Origin of the sequence: Ruegeria arenilitoris (assembly GCF_013035425.1) — a bacterium.
GTDB lineage: Bacteria > Pseudomonadota > Alphaproteobacteria > Rhodobacterales > Rhodobacteraceae > Ruegeria > Ruegeria arenilitoris_A.
Genome location: NZ_WQHX01000004.1, coordinates 209,196 through 229,368, shown reverse-complemented (window position 1 = coordinate 229,368; position 20,173 = coordinate 209,196). Strand labels below are relative to the sequence as shown.

Here is a 20,173-nt window from a genome sequence, read left to right as displayed (position 1 = left end):
GGATGATCCCGCCCGTCAAGTTAAGCTTTCGACAAAATCCCCCAGATTTCATCCTTGAGGGCTGCACGCTTTTTCCGCAGCTCGACCTCGGCCAATTCCTCCATCGGTGAAACGTTGGTTTCGGCCCGATGAACAGTGCGATTCAATTCGTGATACTCTTCTGCCAGCCGAGCAAAATGTGCATCGGTTTGTTTAAGCTGGCTCATCAGTTCAACCTTGTCTGGGAATTCTTCGGCCAGTTCATGCGGGGTGTGAGACATCCTGTTCGCTCCTTTGTTTGGCGTTGCGTCCAAGTTTTATCGATGTCCAGAGGCCGTCACTTTGACCCCGATCAAGTTTCCGTCCAAATCAATTTTGACACCAAAAAGAATAATCCCATCAGGTTCGCCCTGACCAGAATTTTACCTTTGCTGCGATGCCCAGTTGGGATGTATCCAAGGCCTGTCATTTGCTTTTGGCAAAGGATCTTTGCCCAACAAGTGATCCGAAACTTTCTCACCCACCATGATAGAAGGAGCGTTCAGGTTTCCGTTGGTGATCTGCGGAAAGACCGAGCTATCTGCAACGCGTAACCCGTCGACTCCGATCACGCGCCCATGCGGATCAACAACGGCCTGTTTGTCGTCAGTCCGTCCCATTCGACAGGTTCCGCAAGGGTGATAGGCGCTTTCTGCATGTTCAGCGATAAAACCATTTAACTCTTCGTCGGATTGCAAAGACGCGCCAGGTTGGATTTCTTCCCCCGCGAAATGTTCGAATGCTTCCTGACCAAAGATTTCTCGTGTCAGTCGAATGCAGGTCCGGAAATCCTCCCAATCCTTTTCGTGGCTCATGTAGTTGAAACGGATCACCGGTGCATCTTCAGGTCGATTTGATCGCAACGTGACCGTACCACGGGACGGGGAACGCATCGGGCCAACATGTGCCTGAAACCCATGTCCTTCAGCGGCGGCCTGACCGTCATAACGTATCGCCATAGGCAAGAAGTGATACTGGATATCTGGGTATTCGACACCTGGTTGCGACCTGATGAACGCAGCGCTTTCAAATTGGTTTGATGCCCCAAGCCCAGTTTTGGTGAACAGCCACTGCGCACCAATCAGACCCTTACTGATGAGGTTCCAGTGTTTGTACAATGTAATCGGCTGCAAGGATGCCTGCTGGATATACAGTTCCAAGTGATCCTGCAGGTTTGCGCCGACGCCGGGTCGATCCGCAACCACGTCGATTTCGTGCTCCGCCAAGTGTGAGGCCGGCCCGATACCGGACAGCATCAGCAATTTGGGTGAGTTTATCGACGACGCCGCCAAAACGACTTCTCGATTGGCCTTGATAACCTCCTTCTTCCCACCGCGGATCAGTTCGACACCTGCTGCACGTCCCTCCTCAAAAACGACGCGTGCAGCCAGTCCCCTGACGATACTGCAATTCTCGCGCCTGAGCGCAGGCTTTAGATATGCGTTTGCTGCTGACCATCGTCGACCTTTCCAGACAGTCTGCTCCATCGGGCCAAAGCCTTCTTGCTTTTCGCCGTTGTAGTCGCCTGTTACCTCGTAGCCGGCTTGCCTTCCCGCGTCGACAAAGGCTTGAAACAAAGGGTTTTCACGCGGTCCGCGCGATACGTGTAGAGGCCCGTCTTTACCTCGCCACGTTGGATCCCCACCATGACCGTTGTCGTGCCATGTTTCCATGCGTTTGTAGTAAGGCAAGACATCGGAATAGGACCACCCGTTCGCTCCCATCTCGGCCCAGGTGTCAAAATCACGCGCGTGCCCTCGTACATAAACCATCCCGTTTATCGAGGAAGATCCTCCAATGACCTTACCCCGAGGGCATGCCAGCCGGCGATTGTTTAAATGAGGTTCTGGTTCAGACCTATAGCCCCAATCATAACGCGACATGTTCATTGGGTAACTAAGTGCGGCCGGCATCTGAATGAACGGCCCCGCATCGGTACCGCCATGTTCAATCACCAGAACCGAGGCACCCGCCTCGCTCAACCGATACGCCATCGCACATCCGGCGGATCCAGCGCCTACGATGACAAAATCTGCTTGCATTATTTAATCTCCATTGCCCGGGGGATCAGAGTTCTTAATGGCCTGGTCTCTACCCGCGGGATGATCTTCAGCGTTACTCGCCGCGAGGAAAGCGTTGGCTATCTTCGACGTCGTTTAAGTCCATGTGGTTGCGCATGTATCTTTCCGAGGCCTTTTGCAGGGGCTGGTAATCCCAAGGATAATAACCGCCCTGCCTAAGCGCCTCGTACACAATCCATCGTCTAGCCTGACTTGCCCGGACATCTGCGTCGTAGCGGTCCAGATCCCAACGAGCTTCGGACTTGGCTCGCAACGTCTGCAGCGTTCCGGCGTGCTCTGGCCTATCTGCCAAATTATTCAGCTCATGCGGATCGTCATTAAGATCGAACAGCTGATCAGGATCCAACGCACAACGATTGAATTTCCACTTTCCATACCGCAGAGAAACTAGCGGCGCATAAGACGCCTCTGCCGCGTATTCCATTGCGACCGGTGTTGTACGCTCAACACCTTGCGCCAACGGAACAAGGTTTTCACCGTCTGTCCAAGGCGCGATTTCCGCCATATCGACACCCGCCAAAGCACCCAGCGTCGGAGTGACATCGATTGTAGAAACGGGATCGTCAATACACCCAACGGGCAGCGAAGTTGCCGAAATCATGAGCGGAACCCGAGCCGAGCCTTCGAAGAAGTTCATCTTGAACCACAATCCTCGTTCACCCAACATGTCGCCATGATCCGAGACAAACAAAATGATTGCCTCTTGCCGAGTGTTATCCAGCACTTCCAATAATTCGCCGATCTTTTCGTCAAGATACGAGATGTTCGCAAAATAGGCTCGACGGGACCGGCGGATATCCTCCTCTGTAATGTCGAAACTCCGCCAGTCATTGGCGTCAAATATCCGTTGCGCGTGCGGATCCTGATTTTCGTAACCAATGTCGGCAATTTCAGGCAAAAGGTGTTCGCAGTCTTCGTAAAGGTCCCAGTATTTTCGCCGTGCGACATATGGGTCATGCGGGTGCGTGAAGCTAACGGTCAGGCTCCAGGGACGATCGTCTTTGCCTCGGGCCAAATCATAAAGCTTGGCCTTAGCGTGGTAAGCGACTTCGTCGTCATACTCCATCTGGTTGGTGATTTCTGCAACACCGGCACCTGTGACTGAGCCCATATTGTGATACCACCAATCGATCCGCTCGCCTGGTTTTCGGTAATCCGGAGTCCAACCGAAATCAGCCGGATAGATGTCCGTCGTCAGCCGGTCTTCGAAGCCGTGCATTTGGTCTGGACCAACAAAGTGCATTTTCCCGGACAGGCAGGTATAATACCCCGCGCGGCGCAGATGATGCGCGTAGGTCGGGATATCACTGCGAAATTCGGCTGCATTGTCATAAACCCCGGTTCGGGAGGGCAACTGACCCGTCATGAAACTGGCCCGGCCAGGCGCGCACAACGGAGAAGCTGTATATGCGTTTGCAAACCGTGTGGACCGTGCCGCCAGTTTTTTCAGATTTGGTGCGTGCAGCCAGTCTGCCGGACCATCGGGAAAGAGGGTGCCGTTCAACTGATCCACCATGAGGATCAGAATGTTAGGTTGGGTCATTCTCTGCCTCTAAAAACCTGGCGAGAACACGCAGGGCGTGATCCACTGCCAATTGCGGCTCTTCCGGTGCGCTAAGTGCAGCGCGGATATAAAGCCCATCTATCAATGCTATCATATCCTCTGCAGCCTCGACCGGATCGGACAAAGCAGGGCGCATCGCGTCAATCAGGTTTGAACGGATACGCGACTGATAGATTTGCCAAAGACGCAGCGCGTCCCCGTTGGTTTGCGCCAGCACATAGAAGGTCATCCAAGCTGCAATGACGTCCGGTGTAAAACACGCGGGCCCAAAGCACGCACGAATGATGGCATGCGGGCGTTCACGCGGCGCGGCCTGTTTCAGCTCTTGGCGTGCCTCTGCCCCGAAATCGCTTAAGATCTGTCGCATTGCGGCAAGAAATATTTGGTCTTTTCCACCGAAATAGTGATGCGCCAAAGCGCTGGACATTCCCGCGCGCTTGGCGATCTGACTGACAGTAACGTCCAACGATTTCTTTACACCCAACTCCGCAATTGTCGCTTTGACAATCGCGTCCCGGCGGATCGGTTCCATTCCCAATTTTGGCATAACCGCCTCTCAGCCTCACCTAATCCGTTCGAAGGCTAAGAGTATTTTATTGACTCGTCAATCAACAACCTTTCGCAAACGCTCGGGCGGGCATTCCGAACCCGAAGGCGGCGTGCCGCTTGAACGTTTTAGAACAGCCTCCCGCCACGCAATGAAACTGACGGCTGCCAGAATCAACGTTCCGCCCGCCACAACCCAGATGTCGACGCTTTCGTGAAAAACGATGGCCCCCAGTAATGTGGCCCAGATTAATTGCAGGAATGTGACCGGCTGAGTGACGGCAACAGGTGCCGCTTGTAGCGCAAGTGTCATGAAATAATGCCCGGCAGTGGCAAAGCTGGCTACTAAAAATAATACTCCAAGGTCACGCAGGCTCGGCGGTTCCCAAACGGCGACAGCAAAAGGTATAAGCGCAATTGTCACCCAGATCGAAAGATGAGCCACAACAACCGAAGGTCGGATATCACGCACCATTACCTTGGCCAAAAGGTAAGACCCCCCCAATGCCAATGATGTTCCCAGCATTGCGATATGCCCCGGTGAAACTTCGCGGAAACCCGGACGCAAAATGATAACAACACCGACCAACGCCACGCCAATCGCTGCAATTCGGCGAAAGGCAAGTCTTTCCCCAAGAAAAAGCGCTGCGCCCAGCGTGACGTATACCGGTGTCATGTAGTTCATCGCTGTGACCTCGGCCAACGGAATGCGCGTCATGGCGAAAAACCACAGCATTACCGCCGCTGCATGAACCACTCCGCGTAGGCCAAAAAGGGTCACATTTCGACGGGTCAAACGTGTAGCGACAATGGCGCGCAAAGCCGGAAGCAGAAATACCAACCCCAATGCGTACCGCAAAAATGCCGCCTGTATTGGGTTCATAGTCGATCCCAATGTCTTGACCAGCGCCGTCATGACCACAAAGGACATACCTGCGGCAAACATCCAAAACATGCCGGCAATTGGGCGCGATTGATCAGTGGCAATACTCATGGGTTTGTTGAACACCTAAACCCGGCACTCCACAACCCTTCACATGGCAACAAGTTTAAGTGCGACCCCCAGCATCACGATCCCTATAATTAGATCTAATACTTGCCACGACCTCGGACGCCTGAAAACCGGAGCCAAAATACCCGCCCCATACCCAAGCGAAAAAAAGAACACGAAACTGGACGTCATCGCGCCAATGGCGAAAGCCATCTGATCTTCGTACTGTGCTGAGATTGAACCGATCAAAACGACGGTGTCCAAATAGACATGAGGGTTCAGCCAGGTAAATGCCGACACGGTCAGCAATGCGGCACGCAAGGTCATGCTTTGGCCTGGCCCAGTTTCAAGGACCGATCCGCCCCGCCAGGCAGAATTGAAACTTCGTAGCGCATACCATGTCAAAAATACTGCACCGCCATAGCGCATCGCCGTTTCGAACCATGGCGCGGCCTGCGTCAGAGTTCCAAAGCCGGCTACCCCCGCGGCGATCAGAATGGCATCTGAGGTTGCGCAGATCAGGCACAAAGCAAACACATGCTCTCGTCTTAGGCCTTGTCTGAGCAGGAAGGCGTTTTGTGCGCCAATTGCCAGGATCAGGCTGAATCCCAAGGCGAAACCTGCAATCAGCGACGTTGTCATTTTGCCTCCATATTCGGAGGCGTTGACTAACCCACTTTGCTGGCTCTATCAAATTAAAGAAACTTCTCCTAAGTTAGAATCTCTAATGCGTTTCGACCCCCATCTACTGTCCGCTTTGTCCGCTATTTTGCGGCATGGGAGCTTTGAGGCTGCAGCTTCGGAACTTGCGGTGACACCTTCGGCCATATCGCAGCGGATCAAAGCATTGGAAGACCGTGTTGGCGCGTCTTTGATCCAGCGAGGCAACCCATGCTCCGGCACCCCGACCGGACTACGGATAGCGCGTCACGCCGAGGATATTGGACTTTTAGAGGCTCAACTGACCAGAGAACTGGCGCTTGAAACCAGTCCGGGCGCGGCACGCGTGAGGATCGCGGTTACTGCAGACAGTCTGGCAACCTGGTTTATTGATGCTATGGCTAAAGTTGACGGAATGCTCTTCGATCTGGTGATCGATAATCAAGATTACTCGGCTGCGTGGTTACGCCGCGGCGAGGTCAGCGCCGCCATTTCCGTAGGCGGTCATGCCGTAAGCGGTTGTGATACCTTTTCACTTGGGTCTCTACGCTACTTGCCTACTGCAAGTCCTGACTTTATTCGAAAATGGTTCGCAGTCGGCGTAACGCCCGTGACTCTGGCCAAGGCTCCTTGCCTGATATTCAATCCAAAAGACAAACTGCAGAGCACCTGGATCGAGGCGCAAACCGGCACCCGTATTTCGCCGCCTTCGCATTTTCTGCCTTCATCACAAGGTTTCGTCGACGCCGCCATCGCTGGCGTGGGTTGGGGGATGAATCCCGAAGTCCTGGTGCGACCCATGCTCAAAGACGGCAGGCTTTGCGAGCTAGTCCCCGGCAAGCCGTTGGACATTCCACTGACATGGCAAGTCGGAAGGATACTTGCCCCCGCCCTGACTTCGCTAACCCGGGCCGTCAGGCAAGCAGCGGCACAGATTATGGTTCCATCCGAATGAGGACTTAAGTTAAAGGTTTGCACCCTTTACCTCTTTAGGAATGACGACGCGGTAACATAGGACCGCCGCCAAAATACTTACCGCACAGATGAACATGATGGCCAAAGAAACTTCGTGCATGTGCGCGACCGCTGCCAGGACCGATGAGATAACAACGGCGGATATGCGGCATATGCTTTTGATTGCTGCCGCCCCTTGTACGCGTTGATCTTTCGGAGCCACATCAAGAAAATACAATTTCCGTGCACTACTGACACCAGTGACCGCCACGGTCACGACAAACAACGCGACGGCATGCAAATGAATGTCATGATCGGCACCCAGATAATGTACACTCAGCAACGCGATCCCTGTGCATGCTACCATCAGCGTGCCTGCAACCATGACGGCTCGATGGGATTTCATATTCACAACCTGCCACAACGGCGCAGATACAAGATATCCCGAAGCGGAAGAAACAATCATCGCGGTCAGTCCCTTTGCAGATGAATGGTGCGCTTCCGCAGCGATCAAAGCGAAGAAGGGTACCGAAAGTGACACCACAACCAAAGGCAGCCTCATGACCATATAGTGTCGGAACCATGGTTGTTCAAACATCTTGGAAATGTTGGTGAAATTCTCAACGAACCTCGTTTTTCCAACATCTTTTTCGGAGGTTTCCTTCTTCTTTTCCGCCTCGGCCATCGCCAGAATTGAAAGGCCAGAAAGAACGAAAAATGTTACAGAAACTGCTATGACAGCCGAGTGGCGCGAGAACGGTGGAGCGTCCTTCATGATCTGATGAATCAATAATGCCAAACCAATCGTAGCTAACCCTCCAGCCCCAAGCTGAAGGTAATGCAATGCCATCCGAGACTTTGATTTGACATGATCCCCAATCAGGTCCGTGTAAAGCAGTGACTGAACTTCTTCGATCAGACCAATCATCAAAAAAGCAGTCGCAAATGCCAAAGCAACAATCGGGACAACACCAGTAGCGGCCAAAGCCAAAGCGAGAACCAAACAGGCCCCGACCGCGATCTCGGTCAACGCAATCGCCCGTTTTTTTCGTTCACGAGCCGCTATCGAATGCGCAAGGAATACGTCAGCGACCATACTTCCAAACATACGTATCGAGACTAGAGCACCGGCGAGAAACATTGGTAGCTCAAGCGACACCGCCAGGAAGGGCAAAACGACCGATGGGCTTCCGAGTGTCCACGCGACCTGAGACAATATGCTTTGACCGGCCAGAACCGGGACATTCCGTCTTGCAAGATCAGGGGAGGTATCCGCCATACGCTCATTTCAGGAGTGACTTGAAGTCCAATCATCCCTCTTGTTTTGTGTGCTCTTTTCGAATGTACCGTCTTTGCACCGAACGGCCAAGTAGCCAATCACAGTACGAAAAACCCCAGCCATTCGGCCGGGGTTCAAAAGGTTTCAGGTCAGATGCTGTTCAGAGTTGCGCCATGACCTCGTCAGTAGCTTCGAAATTGGTTGTAACTCGTTGCACGTCGTCGTCATCCTCAAGTGCATCGACCAACTTCATCAGTTTCAGCATATCCTCAAGACCCAACTCCGTGGTCGTAGTGGGTTTCCAAACCAGCTTGGTGGATTCCGACTCTCCCAAATTGGCTTCCAACACGTTTGAAACTTCGTTCAGATCGGTATCCGCGCACCAAATAATGTGGCCATCATCCGAACTTTCAACGTCTTCGGCGCCAGCATCGATAGCAGCTTCGAAAATAGTGTCCGCATCGCCAGCAGAAACGGGGTAAACCACCTCTCCTTTACGTTCGAACATGAACCCGACCGAACCGGTTTCACCAAGGTTGCCGCCATTCTTGGAGAAAGTCGAACGGACAGTCGACGCGGTGCGGTTGCGGTTGTCGGTCATTGTCTCGACAATTACAGCTACACCGTTAGGGCCGTAGCCTTCATAACGGATTTCCTCGTAATCGTCGCCTTCACCCGCAACAGATTTCTTGATGGCGCGGTCAATCACATCCTTGGGGACCGAGTTCGACTTGGCCTCTTTCACCGCTAGACGCAGGCGCGGGTTCTTGTCAGGATCAGGGTCACCCATCTTGGCGGCGACTGTGATCTCTTTGGATAACTTGGAAAACAGTTTGGACCGCGCGGCGTCCTGACGACCCTTGCGGTGCTGGATGTTGGCCCATTTGGAATGGCCTGCCATATTGCGTCCTCGTCTTCGTAATTACGTATTTGGCGCTCATATAGACGTTTGCGCACCGTGTGATCAAGGGATCGGCTTGCCCGGACCGTCACGGTGGCTATGGTGTCGTTATGACAACTGACCAGATCATTCTTTTTAGCCTTTTCATCAGTGTGTTCGGAATGTTGCTGTGGGGGCGGTTCCGCTATGATCTGGTTGCGTTTGCCGCCCTTATGATCGGCGTCATTTTGGGCGTCGTACCCATAGACAACGCTTTTTCGGGATTTGGTCACCCCGCCACGATTATAGTTGCGCTTGTACTTGTGGTCTCAGCGGGCCTTGTACGGTCTGGAGCTGTATTTCTTATCACGCGCACGTTGGTAGATGCCTCGCGTGGGTTGGGGGCTCATATTGCCCTGATGGGAGGGATCGGAGCAATCCTGTCGGCTTTCATGAACAACGTGGCTGCACTTGCGCTCTTGATGCCGGTAGACATTCAAACCGCGCGCAAAGCTGGCAGGTCAGTTGGATTGAGCCTGATGCCATTGAGTTTCGCCACCATTTTGGGTGGCATGGCCACTCTGATCGGAACTCCACCGAACATAATCATCGCATCGATAAGAGCCGAAACACTAGGCGAACCGTTTCGCATGTTTGATTTTGCTCCGGTCGGCGGCCTTGCCGCGATTGTTGGTCTTGCCTTCGTTGCCCTAGTGGGCTGGCGGCTGATACCAAACCGTGGTCCACAGGTAGAAACGTCTGAGGCTTTGGCCGAATACATTGCTGAGCTTACAATTCCGCCAGAATCCGCCCACATCGGGAAGCGGGTCAGCGAATTATATGAAGTTGCTGAAAAATCCGACGTGGCGATCATTGGCCTGATCCGTGACGATAAACGGCGCTATGGCAGATCAGCTCATGCTACGCTGAAAGAAGGTGACGCATTGGTGCTGGAAGCCCGTCCCGAAGCATTGGATGAGTTTCGGGCGGCGCTAGCTCTGGATTTCTCGGACTCACGCCGTCAGGAGCTTTTGACTGCCGAAGGGGACGGTTTGGAGGTGACCGAGGTTGTCGTCACTGAAAACGCGCGTATTACCGGACGAACGGCCCAGGCAATTGGTCTGGCTTGGCGCCAGAGCACGGTTTTAATGGGAATTTCGCGTCAGGGGCGCAGCATAACAAGTCAGGTCCGAAAAACCGTGGTTGAGCCCGGTGACATCCTGCTCTTGTTGTGTCCGCGGGACCGCACCTCTGATGTGACCGAGTGGTTAGGGTGTTTGCCGCTGGCCGAACGCGGTTTGAACGTTACCGCAAACGAAAAAGCTTGGCTGGCAATCGGGTTGTTCGCAGCCGCGGTTCTGGCCGCCAGTGTCGGGATTATTTATCTACCGATCGCGCTGGGTCTGGTCGTGATAGCCTATGTGCTAACCAAGATCATGCCGATTGCTGATGTTTATAACCACATCGAATGGCCCGTTGTCGTTTTGCTTGGCTCAATGATTCCATTAGGCAGCGCCTTGGAAAGTTCCGGCGGCACAGAACTTATAGCAAATGCGCTGGTACAGCTCACCGATGGCTTACCTGCGTGGGCTATTCTAACCGTGCTGATGGTCGTAACCATGACCTTGTCAGACGTGCTCAACAATACGGCGACAGCCATTGTTGCGGCCCCGGTCGGTATTCAGATGGCGCGCGCGCTCGAGGTTTCGCCCGACCCGTTTCTGATGACCGTTGCCGTCGCGGCTTCGGCCGCGTTTCTTACGCCAATCGGGCATAAAAATAACACGCTGGTTCTTGGACCGGGCGGTTATCGTTTCGGCGACTATTGGCGCATGGGGTTGCCGCTGGAAATTCTGATCATTGCAGTTTCCGTGCCCGCAATCCTTGTCTTCTGGCCATTATGAGCGGTAGTAGCGCGGAATGAAACGATTTCTTATCCTTCAATTGCGACCGGAAACCGATGCGTCGGATGCTGAATTTGCATCGATATTGGACAAAACAGAGCTGTCGCAAGAACAGGCCCATCGCATCCGCCTGGACCGCGAGTCATTGCCTGAAAAATTGAACGTTTCAGAATATGCGGCTGTCATCGTTGGGGGTGGACCCGGGTGCGTCAGTGATGATCCAGACGAAAAATCCCCGTTGGATGCACGCATTGAAAACTCGATAATGGGCCTGATGCCGCAGATCACGGCAATGGACCATCCGTTTATGGGGTGTTGTTACGGGCTGGGAATTCTGGCCGCCCATTTGGATGGCAACGTGAGTAAAAAGAATTTCGGAGAGCCCGTAGGCCCGTCCACTTGCCGACTAACCCAAGACGGTATGCAAGATCCGTTGACGGCAGGCCTGCACACTGTTTTCGACGCCTTTGTTGGCCACAAAGAAGCTGTGCAGGAACTACCCGCCGGTTGCGTTCATCTGGTCGCCTCAGACCCCTGCCCGTATCAAATGATCCGGTGGGGGCAGAATGTATATGCCACGCAGTTTCACCCCGAAGCGGATGCCAAAGATTTTGAACAGCGCATCAACATTTACAAAGACCATGGATATTTCCCACCGGAAGATGCGCAGTCACTTATCGATCTATGCCACGCAGCTGATGTCACTCAGCCTGGTGAAATCCTGCGCCGTTTCGCGCAGCGTTACGGGTGACCTAACGGCGCGGTTGCTTGCAAGGTGGCGGCTCGCATAGATTGGTCCGAAGCGACTTTGGGAGGAGTTGTATTTGGATCTATTAATCAATGTGGGCCTGCCAATTTCCTTGGCGATAATCATGCTGTCTTTGGGTATCGGGTTGGAGATTGCAGACTTCCGGCGCGTTCTAAGCCGCCGTTACCCTTTCGCCATCGGTGCAATATGTCAGGTGGTTCTTCTGCCCATTGCCGCATTTGCAACCGTAAAGCTGTTCGCTTTACCACCAGAGATCGCCGTTGGATTCATGCTGTTGAGTTTTTGCCCTGGCGGCGTCACCAGCAATATACTGTCAAAACTCGCCAAGGCGGACGTTGCGCTGTCAGTCAGCCTTACCGCCGTGATAAGCCTCCTTTCAATTCTGACCGTCCCAATCCTTGCTGCATGGGCAATCGGCCATTTCATGGGTGAGAATGCCCCAGAGGTTTCCATCAGTGGATTGGCTGTGGCCATGTTTTTGATCACGACATTGCCAGTGGCAATTGGTGTCGCCATCCGAAACTTTGCCGAGGGATTTGCAGACCGTGTTGATGCGCCTTTGGCCAAACTTGCAACAGCATTGTTCATACTAATCGTCGTCGCCGCTTTGGCCGGAAACTGGCAGTTGTTTGTGGAAAATCTTGGCGTGATGGGGGCAGGCCTGATCTCGTTGAATGTGGCGCTGTTACTGATTGGATTGGGTCTAGCGCGTGTCGCGAACCTTTCGTGGAAAGAGAGCAAGGCGATTTCAATCGAAACTGGTATTCAGAATTCTACACTTGGAATCACACTAGCAGCCCTGATTACTGGAACGGAAAGCGGATTCAGCCCACTTGCATTGCCCGCTGCAGTTTACGGGATCACAATGTACGCAGTTGCGATCCCCTTTCTGATCTGGTTCCGAAGCCACTGAAAGGATGAACCATGGGCGAAAACAAGGCGGACGCGATTGTTGTTGGCGGTGGCCTTGCCGGTCTGGTTGCTGCGGCCGAATTGGGTGATCGCGGCAAAAAGGTCATTGTGCTGGACCAGGAACCCGAACATTTTCTGGGCGGTCAGGCGTTCTGGAGTCTTGGTGGCTTGTTCATGGTTGATACCCCAGAACAACGCCGGATGGGAATCCGCGACAACCGCGAACTGGCTCTTCGTGATTGGATGGGTAGTGCGCAGTTTGATCGCGAAGAAGACCGTTGGCCCCGAAAATGGGCCGAAGCTTACGTCGAATTCGCAGCGGGAGAAATGCGCCCTTGGTTGCACAAGATGGGTCTGCGTTGGTTTCCGGTGGTAGGCTGGGCAGAACGTGGCGGTTCGTTCGCTGATGGGCACGGCAATTCTGTGCCTAGGTTCCACATCACCTGGGGCACAGGTCCAGGTGTGCTTGAACATTTCATCCGCAGGGTAAAAGACCATGTGGCGGCTGGACTAATACAATTGAAGTTTCGGCATCAGGTAAGCCATATCATTATGCAAAATGGCTCTGCCAAGGGCATATCCGGTGAAGTGCTTGCGGACGACACCGCCCAACGCGGTGGCAAAACCAACCGTGACGAAGTTGGTGAATTCGAAATCTATGCACCATCGATAATTGTTACGTCGGGCGGGATTGGCGGCAATTTTCAGATGGTACGAAAAGCATGGCCGCGCGAGCGTTTGGGCGAACCGCCCCAAAATATGGTGGCCGGAGTACCGTTCCATGTCGATGGGCGAATGATCCCCATCAGCGAGAAAGCCGGGGGACACATTATTAATGGCGATCGCATGTGGCATTACACAGAAGGTGTGCGGAATTGGGACCCTATATGGCCTTCGCACGGAATCCGCATCTTACCGGGCCCAAGTTCGATGTGGTTTGACGCCTGCGGCAACCGACTGAAACCGCCTTGCCTGCCTGGTTTCGACACATTGGGTACGCTGCACGAGATCCTAAAAACCGGATACGATTACAGCTGGTTCATTCTGACGCAAAAGGTGATCAAGAAAGAATTCGCCCTTTCTGGCTCGGAACAAAATCCGGATTTTACCTCTGGAAGTTGGAAAGAGGTGATCCGCCAGCGCATCCTTTCAGGATCAAAGGCAACCGCCCCTGTCGAAGCCTTTAAGGAAAAGGGCGAGGATTTCGTCGTCGCGAATACCTTGACCGAGTTGGTAGGTGGAATGAACCAACTCGGAGCCGGCCTGATTGATGAAGCCCATTTGCGGGAACAGATTGAAGCGCGGGACGCGCAAATCGGCAATCCGTTTTCAAAGGACGCTCAAATAATGGCGATTCTCGCTGCCCGCAATTATCTCGGTGACAAATTAATCCGCACTGCCAAGCCGCACCGGTTCCTTGAACCTAAAAACGGTCCGCTTATCGCAGTCAAGCTGCACATCCTAACACGCAAAACTTTGGGAGGACTACAAACCAATCTGGACAGCCAGATGTTAGGCGCAGACGGAAATATCGTTCCCGGCCTCTTCGCTGCTGGCGAGATCGCCGGATTTGGCGGTGGTGGATATCACGGTTACAATGCACTTGAGGGCACCTTTCTAGGAGGATGCATTTTTTCAGGCAGAAATGCAGGACGCTCCAGAGCTGTAGCCTAGTGTGCCGCTGCGCTACGGTGTGCGGACGAAATTCACGACAGGTTCGCCAGCTTCATCAAGAAACACCAAACTGTTCCCTGAAACGGCGTAGGTCGTTACCTTTTGCAGTGCATCGAAGAACTGCTTTTCAACTTCTTCTATCGATGGCGGGCAAGCCATCAAGGTAGCGGCCATATTGTCAGGGAAATTTATCGAATTCCCTGAAATCTCAACCTGACCGGAAAAACGGTTACAACCGCCAGTACCACCAAAAGTTCCACCCTCGGCAAATTCGATCTGCGGTTGCCGTTCGGCATTCAGCACGTCTCCGTTCAAACCGACCGCTGTCCACTTGCTGTTCTCAAGGGAAGCAAGGCCCTGCCCCGCCGCTTGCACAAGAACCAAATCGGCTGAATTTCCTGCGCCGTTTGTTATGACGGGATAGGCCTGATCAGTGGTCATTAGCAATTTGTCTCCCTGATACATTGTGGCGCGCACCACATATTGCATTCTGTCGTCGATCAAAGCGTCATCATAATTTAACTCAAACGGCGCGGGCACGCCCGTTAAAGCGTACCTTTGTGCCGCAAGGGTCACCGATGATGCATCTGCTCGGGATACATCCTGAAGTTCCACAAATAATGTCGTGCCTGGCCGCACGGCTATTCTTTCGCGGTACGTTGCCGTGCCTTCGATCGTTCCTGCCAGTGCTCCGTTGAAAATGGTTGCCGAAGCCATCATGGAAAGCAGCGCGATCCGTCCTGTTTTGGCCATGGGTTCATTCCCTTTCGCAATATCGTGACTCAAAAGTCGTAAGTTCTTTTGAAATTACAAGGACATCTCCGAAAAATCAGCGGTTCTGTGCCGATATCAAAGGGGCCAGATGAGTGGGATCAACAAAGACGCTAATAATCCAACGGTTAGGTTAAGTGGCACACCTACTTTAAGAAAATCAGTGAACCGGTATCCACCGGGACCGTAAACCATCATGTTAGTCTGATACCCTATGGGTGTTGCAAATGAGGCCGATGCCGCAACCATCACTGCAACGACCAGCGGTCGCGGATCAATTCCGACAGCCTGCGCCAGACCAATCGCGATTGGTGTTACGACAACGGCAACAGCATTGTTCGACACAAGTTCGGTCAGAATAGAAGTCAATAGATAGACGGCCCAGATAATCAGGAATGGCGGCAGCGAACTTAGCCCGGGTGCGACGGTTTCGACAATCAGGGATACGGCGCCGGACTCTCCTAACGCCGCGCCAATTGCCAGCATCGCGAAAATCAGGGCCAACAAGCGACCTTCAACAAAGGAAAACGCCTCATCCGCGTCGATACATCGGGTTATTAAGACGATTGCCACCGCTACAATAGACAATAAAAGGATCGGGGCCACGCCTAGCGCAGCCAATGCTACGATACCAACGAGAGCACCGATAGCGATAGGCGCATGGCTGCGACGGAAAGCGCGCACCGAAGGTTGGCCCACGTCCACCATATCCATATCTGCCGCCAGTTTCTGAATGTCAGCGGCGGCGCCCTCTAGCAAAAGGGTATCGCCGACCCGGACAACCAGATCATCCAGCTGCCGCCCTATGTTCTGATTCCGGCGATGCACTGCAAGGACATAAACGCCATATCGGCGGCGCAAACGCATCGCACCCAATGTGCGTCCTACCATACGGCATCCCGGCGTGATCAGGACCTCAACCGTCTTGGTTTCGACCGCTGAAACCTGATCCACACGCTTGAGCTCTTTGTTGGTCTGCAGGCTTAGTAACTCAGTCATTTCGGTTCGCAGTACTACCCTGTCGCCGACGTTCAGTGTCACTCCTTTAAGGTTGCGGCGTAGCGATTCGTCTCCGCGGACAACATCAATCAAGCGAACGCCTGGACGTTTAAACAATTGCACACCAGTGACTTCGCGCCCAATCAGGTTGCTATCTGGTGGAATGACGGCCTCTGTAAAGAATTTCATCTTTGATTTGTCGCTCAGAAGGGACGCCAAGCTGTCGCGCTCCGGCAATAAACGCGGCGCAATAAAGCGCAGGTAAATCATGCCATAAATTACAAGGGCAATGCCCAACGGTGTGACTTCGAATATCGTAAACGCTGCCATTCCCTGCGTACGCGCAACACCATCAACTAACAGGTTCGTCGAGGTTCCGATCAGTGTCAGCGTACCACCCAAGATCGCTGCGTAACTGAGCGGTATCAACAACTTGGAAGCCGGCAGGTTCAACGTTCGCGCGATCTGTACGAACACCGGAATCATGACGACAACGACTGGCGTGTTCGAAACAACCGCCGAAGCGAGAATAACAAATGCCATCAGCAACCCAATTGCAAACCTTGGGTTTACCTGTGCTTGTTTTTGGGCGACAGATGTAAATGCATCCAAGGCACCAGTCCGGACGAGTGCTCCCATCACAATAAACATGGCTGCGATTGTCCAAGGTGCTGGATTGGAAAGAACAGTCAGCGCGCTCTGGTAGGGTAGAATGCCGGTTATTAGCATTAAGGCAACGCCGCCGATTGCCACGACCTCGGTCGGGTAGGCCTCGCGAAGGAACATTGCAAACATACCCGCGACAATTACCAGCGCCAGTATTGCGCTGGCCATATCTGTGAGTTGAAGGAATTGCATTACTGGTATTCTGTCCGAACCCTGGCCTGGCGCAGTTGCCTTTAAGACAGTGTCCCGCATTGGGCGCAACAGGGCAAGCCTGTCGTTTAGTTCAGGGTGCAGCCGGCTGCAAACACCCGCCAATCCGCACCATTCTTACGCTTTTCGCCTGCCCATCGCGATCATCTGTTTCAACAAAAACACCACTCAGGGTGGCTTCGCCACTGGCGGGCGTGAAACGAGCCTTTGGCATCCCGGTAATAAAGCGGCGCATAGGTTCCTGTTTATCCATCCCGATAACCGAGTCGTAGTCACCGCACATACCGGCATCAGTCAAATAACCCGTACCGCGGGATAAGATTTGCGCGTCCGCTGTCGGAATATGGGTATGGGTTCCAACCACAAGACTTGCGCGACCGTCGCAATAATGACCCATGGCCATTTTTTCCGAAGTAGCCTCGCAATGCATTTCCACGATGATGGCCTGGGCCTGTCCGCCACGAGGATGAGATTTCAGGATCGGCTCGATGGCCGAGAAGGGATCGTCGAACGGGCGTTTCATAAACACTTGTCCAAGCACCTGTGCCACCAGAACCTTTCGGCCACCTGGCGCTGTATAAAGTCGATGACCGCGACCCGGAGCGCCCTTTGCAAAGTTGATTGGGCGCACGATACGCGGCTCGTTTTCGATGAACTGCAGCATGTCTTTTTGGTCGAAAGCGTGATCGCCTAACGTCAGGCAATCGGCGCCCGCATCCAACAACAGCTTTGCGTGGTCACCACTCAACCCCATGCCGTTCGAAGCGTTTTCGCTGTTCACCACAACAAAATCCAGACGCCAATCCTCCCGAAGACGCGGCAGGAGCTCTTGAACCGCGGCGCGACCAGCACGCCCCACAACGTCACCAAGAAATAATATCCTCATGCAGTCTGTCCTAAGTGTGGTATCCCGTTAGCACAAGTGATTAAACTGCCGCCCTCAACTGCCAGATCGAATTCCATTGGAGTTTCAACATGCACCGCTTTCTCGCCTCGACCATAGCCTTGATGACAGTCGCAGCCTGTGACTCTGAGCCCGAGCAATCGACGGAATTAGCAAACCCTGCTGCGACTTTCTGTATAGAGAGCGGCGCGAAATATGAAATCCGCGACGGCGTGAATGGTCAATCGGGCGTGTGCATTCTGCAGGACGGCAGCGAAGTAGACGCGTGGGAATATTTCCGAGAAAACAATCCTGGCTGAAATCGGAGCCAGTCTAAGACTTGATCGAAATTACGCGGCTTTCCGTGACCACCATATCTAACAGCTGGTCAGTAGGCTCTAACGGCAGCTCCCCCACCTCCTGCCCATCAAAGGCAAATCCAATAGCGAGTGTCGGATTGTTGGCACGCAACCTTGCAAGGGTACGGTCGTAAAATCCGCCTCCATAACCAAGGCGTCCGCCGCTAGCGTCGAACGCCACCAAAGGTACGATCAAAATCTCGGGATCAAAGTAGTCCTCTATTTCCGGAACTTTCGCTCCAAACGGGCCATCCTTCAGCGTGCCTTCGGGCGTCCAGCGGGAAAACTTCAACGGTTGACCCGCGCCTTGAATAACGGGAACGCCAACCGGACCATAAGCAGCTGCTTCTGCCATTGCCGGCAGTGGATCAATTTCGGTTCGGATAGGAATGTATCCCGATAGGGGCACCCCGCGATACCCTGCCAACACCTCAGATAATCTACCGGCGGTTCCTGGCAACCTTAGATCAAAGCCCGTCTTACGGCGTTCAAATGCGGCTTTTCGCGCAGCGGCTTTTTTTTCGGTCAGATCGGTCAAAGTAGCACCACGCTTGCAAGTCCAAGGAAGATAAAGAAACCCATGACATCTGTTGTTGTGGTTACAAAGGTTCCAGATGCAAGCGCAGGGTCAACTCCTATACGATCCAACGCAACTGGAACAACCGTTCCGACAAAACCAGCTATGATCATATTCACAACCAATGCCGTGCCGATCACAACGCCCAGCATCGGTGAGGCGAACCACATCATTCCAACTATGCCCAATACGACGGCAAAACACAGCCCGTTCAGCATGCCAACCAATAACTCTCGTCGGATGACCCGTAGAACGTTTGATCCGGTAAGGTCGCGAGTGGCCAGCGCCCGCACCGCAACAGTGAGGGATTGCGTCCCAGCATTTCCGCCCATTGACGCAACGATAGGCATCAGAATGGCCAAAGCTACCAACCGATCAATCGCAGCCTCAAACTGGGAAATCACCAGCGAGGCACAGATTGCTGTACACAAATTGACCGCAAGCCAGGGCAGGCGTCGTTTGCTAGTGGCGGCAACGCTGTCGGACAACGAACTTTCGTTGCTCACGCCCGCGAGGTGCAACATATCCTCTTCGTATTCTTCGTCCAGAACGACCATTGCATCGTCGATGGTGATGACACCGACAATACGTCCATCCGCATCCACCACTGGGGCTGAAATCAGGTGATACTGATTGAACGCATAGGCTACATCCTCTTCATCCTGATCAACGGGGATGGTGTGGAATTCCTGTTCGGCGATATCGCGCAAGGCTATTTCACGCCGCGCGGCCATAAGTTTCCCGAGTGTAACTTGCGCAGTTGGCTTCAAACGGGGATCGATGAGTACCACGTGATAAAACTGCTCCGGCAGGTCGTCGTTGGCCCGCATGAAGTCAATTGCCTGACCAACCGTCCAATGCTCGGGCGCCATAACAATCTCGCGCTGCATAAGTCGGCCGGCCGAGTTTTCCGGGTAGGCCAGTGCCTGCTGTGCCGCATGGCGATCTGTCTCCTCCAGCGCGTCAAGAATGGTTTCCTGCTGTGGCTCTTCCAGATCTTCCAAAAGGTCGACGACATCGTCGCTTTCCATTTCGCGAACCGCCTCGGCAAGTACGTCGGGACGCAGTACAGCGATGACCTCTTCTCTGACGGCTTCATCCAATTCGGACAAGATGTCGCCATCAAATTCCTTGTCGTAAAGTCGGATAAAACGCGAGCGGTCGTAAGGATTAATCTGCTCCAGAAGGTCGGCAATGTCGGCTGGGTGCAGTGGCTCCAATAACTCGATCAGTTTACCGCGATCATCAACATCCACCGCATAAAGAATGGACGCCACTGTTCTGCGATCAAGCGCATAGGCGTCCTCCTCCCGCGGTTGGTCGGGTCCGGCTTCGTCTTTGACTGTAGTCATGCGCAACCCTCGCGTCGGTGATTTGCGTCTAAATAGAAGAAGCAGCTACCAGAAAACAATGACAATGCGCAGATTTACCCGCAACATGCGCCCGCTTATGCTGTAACGCAGCACAAAACTGGGT

19 protein-coding genes are annotated in these 20,173 nt (G+C 53.5%); 6 read left to right on the top strand and 13 right to left on the bottom strand.

Going from position 1 to position 20,173, the window contains the following annotated elements; all coding sequences use genetic code 11:
* Positions 1-20 precede the first annotated feature (20 nt).
* The 6 genes from GOV45_RS13590 to GOV45_RS13565 all read right to left on the bottom strand — a co-directional run bounded on the left by GOV45_RS13590 (position 21) and on the right by GOV45_RS13565 (position 5,842).
* Positions 21-260 (bottom strand): YdcH family protein, encoded by a 240-nt coding sequence (locus GOV45_RS13590; RefSeq protein WP_170478736.1) that lies wholly within the window; start codon positions 258-260, stop codon positions 21-23.
* A gap of 141 nt (positions 261-401) precedes the next feature.
* Entirely contained in the window at positions 402-2,060 is a 1,659-nt protein-coding gene (gene betA / locus GOV45_RS13585) for a choline dehydrogenase (RefSeq protein WP_170478734.1), read from the bottom strand.
* Between the two features lie 73 nt (positions 2,061-2,133).
* Entirely contained in the window at positions 2,134-3,642 is a 1,509-nt protein-coding gene (betC, locus tag GOV45_RS13580) for a choline-sulfatase (protein ID WP_170478732.1), read from the bottom strand.
* A complete protein-coding gene (betI, locus tag GOV45_RS13575; RefSeq protein ID WP_170478730.1) occupies positions 3,629-4,210 on the bottom strand; it encodes a choline-binding transcriptional repressor BetI in 582 nt (193 codons plus the stop codon). Before betI ends, betC begins: the two co-directional genes overlap by 14 nt.
* A 57-nt stretch (positions 4,211-4,267) precedes the next feature.
* The gene (locus GOV45_RS13570) at positions 4,268-5,203 is read right to left on the bottom strand and encodes a DMT family transporter (RefSeq protein ID WP_170478728.1); all 936 of its coding nucleotides are present in this window, start codon (positions 5,201-5,203) and stop codon (positions 4,268-4,270) included.
* A gap of 39 nt (positions 5,204-5,242) precedes the next feature.
* Positions 5,243-5,842 carry a LysE/ArgO family amino acid transporter gene (locus tag GOV45_RS13565; RefSeq protein ID WP_170478726.1) on the bottom strand — a complete coding sequence of 200 codons (600 nt, stop codon included), beginning with the start codon at positions 5,840-5,842 and terminating at the stop codon, positions 5,243-5,245.
* Between the two features lie 85 nt (positions 5,843-5,927).
* Here GOV45_RS13565 and GOV45_RS13560 point away from each other — a divergent pair, with 85 nt between their 5' ends.
* Positions 5,928-6,815, top strand: coding sequence for a LysR family transcriptional regulator ArgP (locus GOV45_RS13560; protein WP_170478724.1), 888 nt, complete (start codon positions 5,928-5,930; stop codon positions 6,813-6,815).
* 9 nt (positions 6,816-6,824) lie between these two features.
* On the opposite strand, the gene GOV45_RS13555 is transcribed toward GOV45_RS13560, so the two are convergent.
* Both GOV45_RS13555 and GOV45_RS13550 read right to left on the bottom strand, forming a co-directional pair.
* Complete coding sequence (locus GOV45_RS13555) at positions 6,825-8,093, bottom strand: MFS transporter (RefSeq protein WP_170478722.1); 1,269 nt, start codon at positions 8,091-8,093, stop codon at positions 6,825-6,827.
* 160 nt (positions 8,094-8,253) lie between these two features.
* The gene (locus GOV45_RS13550) at positions 8,254-8,994 is read right to left on the bottom strand and encodes a YebC/PmpR family DNA-binding transcriptional regulator (RefSeq protein ID WP_170478720.1); all 741 of its coding nucleotides are present in this window, start codon (positions 8,992-8,994) and stop codon (positions 8,254-8,256) included.
* A 110-nt stretch (positions 8,995-9,104) separates the two neighbouring features.
* On the opposite strand from GOV45_RS13550, the gene GOV45_RS13545 reads away from it, so the two are divergent.
* From GOV45_RS13545 to GOV45_RS13530, 4 genes are all read left to right on the top strand, one after another.
* On the top strand, positions 9,105-10,877 hold the full coding sequence (locus GOV45_RS13545; RefSeq protein WP_170478718.1) for an SLC13 family permease: 1,773 nt from the start codon (positions 9,105-9,107) through the stop codon (positions 10,875-10,877).
* A gap of 16 nt (positions 10,878-10,893) precedes the next feature.
* Positions 10,894-11,628 carry a glutamine amidotransferase gene (locus GOV45_RS13540; RefSeq protein ID WP_170478716.1) on the top strand — a complete coding sequence of 245 codons (735 nt, stop codon included), beginning with the start codon at positions 10,894-10,896 and terminating at the stop codon, positions 11,626-11,628.
* A 73-nt stretch (positions 11,629-11,701) separates the two neighbouring features.
* A complete protein-coding gene (locus tag GOV45_RS13535; RefSeq protein WP_170478714.1) occupies positions 11,702-12,559 on the top strand; it encodes a bile acid:sodium symporter family protein in 858 nt (285 codons plus the stop codon).
* Between the two features lie 11 nt (positions 12,560-12,570).
* A complete protein-coding gene (locus GOV45_RS13530; protein ID WP_170478712.1) occupies positions 12,571-14,232 on the top strand; it encodes an FAD-binding dehydrogenase in 1,662 nt (553 codons plus the stop codon).
* Between the two features lie 12 nt (positions 14,233-14,244).
* Here GOV45_RS13530 and GOV45_RS13525 read toward each other — a convergent pair whose 3' ends face one another.
* From GOV45_RS13525 to GOV45_RS13515, 3 genes are all read right to left on the bottom strand, one after another.
* Positions 14,245-14,985: a YbaY family lipoprotein gene (locus GOV45_RS13525; RefSeq protein ID WP_254448004.1), complete on the bottom strand. Its 741-nt coding sequence runs from the start codon at positions 14,983-14,985 to the stop codon at positions 14,245-14,247.
* 96 nt (positions 14,986-15,081) lie between these two features.
* A complete protein-coding gene (locus GOV45_RS13520) occupies positions 15,082-16,860 on the bottom strand; it encodes an SLC13 family permease (protein ID WP_170479033.1) in 1,779 nt (592 codons plus the stop codon).
* Positions 16,861-16,951: 91 nt separating this feature from the next.
* Positions 16,952-17,764, bottom strand: a complete 813-nt coding sequence (locus tag GOV45_RS13515) for a TIGR00282 family metallophosphoesterase (RefSeq protein ID WP_170478710.1) — start codon at positions 17,762-17,764, stop codon at positions 16,952-16,954.
* An 89-nt stretch (positions 17,765-17,853) separates the two neighbouring features.
* Between GOV45_RS13515 and GOV45_RS13510 the strand changes: the two genes are divergently transcribed.
* Complete coding sequence (locus GOV45_RS13510; RefSeq protein WP_170478708.1) at positions 17,854-18,081, top strand: putative hemolysin; 228 nt, start codon at positions 17,854-17,856, stop codon at positions 18,079-18,081.
* A gap of 13 nt (positions 18,082-18,094) precedes the next feature.
* Here the strand turns inward: GOV45_RS13510 and GOV45_RS13505 are convergent, their stop codons facing one another.
* Both GOV45_RS13505 and mgtE read right to left on the bottom strand, forming a co-directional pair.
* Positions 18,095-18,658, bottom strand: coding sequence for a 5-formyltetrahydrofolate cyclo-ligase (locus GOV45_RS13505; protein ID WP_170478706.1), 564 nt, complete (start codon positions 18,656-18,658; stop codon positions 18,095-18,097).
* A complete protein-coding gene (gene mgtE / locus GOV45_RS13500) occupies positions 18,655-20,049 on the bottom strand; it encodes a magnesium transporter (RefSeq protein ID WP_170478704.1) in 1,395 nt (464 codons plus the stop codon). Before mgtE ends, GOV45_RS13505 begins: the two co-directional genes overlap by 4 nt.
* Positions 20,050-20,173: the final 124 nt, after the last annotated feature.